General features: G+C 66.8%; 4 protein-coding genes. All 4 read right to left on the bottom strand.

The features are described 5' to 3' along the window. A partial coding sequence (locus ACIQ3R_RS15860) for a malic enzyme-like NAD(P)-binding protein (RefSeq protein WP_397419825.1) occupies positions 1-800 on the bottom strand: 800 nt, incomplete at its 3' end. Between the two features lie 162 nt (positions 801-962). Then, positions 963-2,177, bottom strand: coding sequence for a pentapeptide repeat-containing protein (locus ACIQ3R_RS15855; protein WP_397419824.1), 1,215 nt, complete (start codon positions 2,175-2,177; stop codon positions 963-965). 82 nt (positions 2,178-2,259) lie between these two features. Continuing rightward, positions 2,260-3,213, bottom strand: coding sequence for a magnesium transporter CorA family protein (locus ACIQ3R_RS15850; RefSeq protein ID WP_397419823.1), 954 nt, complete (start codon positions 3,211-3,213; stop codon positions 2,260-2,262). A gap of 81 nt (positions 3,214-3,294) precedes the next feature. Continuing rightward, positions 3,295-3,972, bottom strand: coding sequence for a CHAP domain-containing protein (locus ACIQ3R_RS15845; protein ID WP_397419822.1), 678 nt, complete (start codon positions 3,970-3,972; stop codon positions 3,295-3,297). Positions 3,973-4,206 lie beyond the last annotated feature (234 nt).

The following is a 4,206-nucleotide window of genomic DNA, read 5'->3' as shown; positions in this document are numbered from 1 at the left end:
ACGCCGATGAAGACATCCGCGCCTTTCAGCGCATCGGCCAGCGTGCGTTTGTCAGTGTCGATGGCGTGGGCCGACTTCCACTGGTTCATGTCTTCCGGCCGCCCGCGCCAGAGCACCCCCTTGCGGTCGACCGCGATGACGTTCTCGTGGCGCACGCCCATGGCCTTCATCAGGCCCAGCGTGGCGATGCCTGCCGCGCCCGGGCCGTTCAGCACGACCTTGACGTCAGCCAGCTTGCGGCCGGTGATCTCGCAGGCGTTGATCAGGCCCGCCGAGCAGATGATCGCCGTGCCGTGCTGGTCGTCATGGAACACCGGAATGTCGAGCAGCTCCTGGAGCTCGGTCTCGATGCGGAAGCAATCCGGGCTCTTGATGTCCTCCAGATTGATGCCGCCATAGGTGACGCCGATGTTCTTCACGACGGTGATGATCTCGTCGGGATCGGTGCAGCTCATCTCCACGTCGATGGCGTCGACATCGGCGAAACGCTTGAACAGCACGCCCTTGCCTTCCATCACCGGCTTGGAGGCGGCTGCGCCGAGATTCCCCAGGCCCAGGATTGCGGTGCCGTTGGAGATCACCGCCACCAGGTTGCCCTTCGAGGTGTATTCGTAGACCGCTTCCGGATCCTTCGCGATGGCCAGAACCGGGACGGCGACGCCCGGAGAGTAGGCGAGGCTCAGGTCGCGCTGGGTGCTCATCGGCTTGGTCGCGTGGACGCCGATCTTCCCCGGCGTCGGATAGCGATGGAAGGCCAGCGCTTCTTCGTCCGAGAACGTGCGTTTTTCGACCTGATCCATGCCCGTCGCCCCAATCCCGATTGCTTGATCGGCCAACCTATAGACGCTGCCCGGCGCGGACAATGTCGGTGACGAAGCGGAACCATCCGGCCGCAGCAAGGCTTGCAAGCGCACCTGCAAGGCGGAGCTGCAGGACAACGCCAGGCCGAGGTCGCGCCTCTGTCAGGCGTCGAGTTCGGCGCCGGTCATGTCGCAGCCGACGGTCCGGGCCCCTTCAAGTTCGGCGTCCAGGAACCGCGCCCGTCGCGCGGCGGCGCCCCTCAGGTCCGCGCCGCGAAGCGAGGCTCGCGTCAGGTCGGTGCGGACGGAACGGGCGGCATCCAGGCGCAGAGGATCGAGCCGGGCGCCGCGCAGGTCGACCCTTCCCATCTGAGCTCCGGTCAGCCGGGCGCCGCGCAGGTCGGCCTCACGCAGGCTGGCGCCGCGGAAATCAGCTCCGGACAGATCCGCGCCCTGCATCTGCACGCCCTCCAGATCCATCCCCTGGAACACCGACCGCGGCGCCTGGACACCGGACAGGCGCCGTCCGCGCAGGGACTTCAACGGACGGAAATCCACGCCCTCCAGCCGCATGATGCGTCCCGCCCGGCCGTCGCTTTCGCAATAGGCCTCATAGTCGGCCAGCACGTCGGTCAGCGGCCGGTCATCGACCCGGGTGATCACAGGCGGCGCGCGCAACACCCCTGTGAAGTCGGTCTTGTCGAGCCTGGCGTTGGTCAGGTTCACGCCCCGCAGCACGGCCCGCCGCAGGGAGGCGCCCGAGAGATCCGCTCCACCCAGATCCGCCCCGGAGAGATCGGCTCCGTCCAGCACGGCGCGCGTGAGCTGGGCTCCAGCCAGCACCACATCGCAGAGATTGGCGTCTGAGAAGTCCGAGGTCATGGCGACAGCGCCGTTCATCTGAGCGCCGCGAAGGTTGGCTCCCGACAGCACCGCGAAGTTCAGTTCGCCGGGCCGGTGTTCGTGCCGGAGGATGCGGAAGCCATCGAGCTTGTCCTGCAGGGCGATCCGCCCTTCGCGCAGGTCGCAGCCCGCCAGTTCCGCGCCCGCGAGGTTGGCGCCTCGGAGGCAGGCCCCGCGCAGGTCGGCCCGACGCAGATTGGCCTGCCGCAAGTCCGCATCGCGCAGATCCGCGCCGAACAGCACGGCCCGCCCGAGATTGGAGCGGGCCAGTGATGCGCCGGTCAACTTCGCACCCGTCAGGTCGGCGTCACGCAGGTCCACGGTTTCAAGCGAACAGTGGGTCAGGTCGGCATAGGTCAGGTTCAGTCGACGGCCGCCCACGCGGCTGGCGAGATAGCGCCGATGCGCGCTCAACGCGTCGCGCAGCGCCCGGGCGTCCAGGGCCGTATGGTGCTGTTGTGCTTGAAACGACATGGGTCGACCGCGGGCAGGGTGCGGTCGATGCGCTTAAGGATGGGTTCCGTCCTATCCTTAAGCTGATGTTGCCGCGGTCAGCTTACAGCCAGCCGCGATAGCGGAACCAGAGCACCGGCAGGATCGCCGCCACCAGCATCAGGCCGATGGCCATGGGATAGCCCGCAGCCCAGGCCAGCTCAGGCATGACCCGGAAATTCATGCCATAGATGGAGGCGATCAGGGTCGGCGGCATGAACACCACCGCCACCACAGAGAAGAACTTGATGATGCCGTTCTGCTCGATGTTGATCAGGCCCAGAGCCGCGTCCAGCAAGAAGGTGACGTGGGCCGCCTGCTGGCCGGCATGCTCGATCAGCGACTGAACGTCGTGTTGCAGGCTGACGAGATGGGCTGCATCGCCTGGCGATTCTGCGATTTCGGGCGCCAGCGCCGCGTAGCTCAGCAGGCGTCCTAGGCTGACCAAGCTGTCGCGGATCAGCGCATTGAGAGACTGGGCCTGGGCGAGGCCTGTCAGGGTTGGTCGGAAGTCACCGGCGCGGGGTCGATTGAAGATCGCGGTCGACGCCGTTTCCACGCGGGCCGCCGTATCGTCGAGGACGTGAGCCAGTCGCTCGACGACGGCGTCCAGCAAACCCAACAGCGCCGTGGCGCCGCGGGCCTCGTCGGCCGCGGTCGCCCGCCCCGAGAATACGTTGAAGGCCCTCAGCTCTTCGTAGCGGAGCGTCACCAGACGGCCGCCCACCAGGACGAAGGTCACCGGCGTCGCAAACGGGGCGTCCTCATGGCTGCGCGCCAGGAGCCGCGCGGTCATGAAGGTCGCGCCGCGTTCCTGGTAGAGACGGCTCGAGGGTTCCAGCGCCGCCATTTCGGCGGGAGTCGGCAGGTCGACGCCGAGCGAGGCTTCAACCGCGAGCTCTTCAGCGCGACTCGGCTTGAGGAGGTCGATCCATACGACGGCCTCGCCCGGCCACCAGCCGGGTCCGCCCGCTTCTCGACGGAACGCATCATCGCCGCGTCGAAGAACCTGGAGCATCGCGAACCGCCCTCCTGCCCCTATCGACCCCGGCTGCGGGGCGACGTCAACGGGCCAAGAGGGTCTAGAGGGGTGTCTGGCTCAGCGCGAGCTGGAGCTGTCCCCGCGCAGAGCCGCCGAGATCAGGGCCGCGATAGCGTCCGTGGAGTCGGCCGCCTGGCTCAACACGCTCATGGCGCCCTGGCCCGGGCGAACCGCGCTGGCCATCTGCGAGGCTGCGGATTGCGCGACCGCGATCGCGCCGTTCTGCAGGCGGCTCATGCCCGAAGCCGCCATCACCCGGGCGGTGGCGTCGGGATAGATGAAGCCATGCACGGCGTAGGTTGAACCGCCAAGGTCGCGGTTCGGATCGTACCAGACCTTGACCTGGCTCCAGTCGCCCTCGGCGGACACATCCACCACGGTCACGTCTTTTTCCACCTGGCCGCGCGAGCCGCCGATCGGGCTCCAGTTGGCGTGGGTGATCTGCACGACGCGATCGGTCAGCACCTGGCTCACCACCGCCACGTGACCGAGACGCATGCGGGCCGTCGGCTTGAAACAAAGCACGGCGCCCGCCTGGGGTTGGACGCCGGTCTCGTATCGCCCGGTGGCTTGTTGCCACCAGGTACGCGCGTCGCCGAAGATCTGGATGCCCGAGATCAGGCGCGCGAACGGGACGCACTGCCAGTAGGCGTCCGCCACCGCTCCCGCCGGCGCGAACGCCATGACGGCCGCAGCGGTCAGAGTTCCCACGAGGGTCCTCGTCCGTTTCAGCATTACCCGAGCAACTCCCCAGTCGCTTATGACCGAACGTGTAGACATATCCGGTCCAAGTGAAAAGAGGGTTTACGCCCATGTCTTTCCCGGCGCCCGATCTATAGCCGCATGGAAACCCGAATTCCACTCAGCACAGTGTAGCTTAACAGGTATAGGATACTGCATTTGAGCCACAAGTGCGGAGAATTATATGAAACTAAGTTGGAACACGCCCCCTGTGTCGCGACAACGCGC

Origin of the sequence: Phenylobacterium sp., assembly GCF_044371015.1 — a bacterium.
Taxonomy (GTDB): domain Bacteria; phylum Pseudomonadota; class Alphaproteobacteria; order Caulobacterales; family Caulobacteraceae; genus Phenylobacterium.
This window is presented reverse-complemented; position numbering and strand designations above follow the sequence as displayed.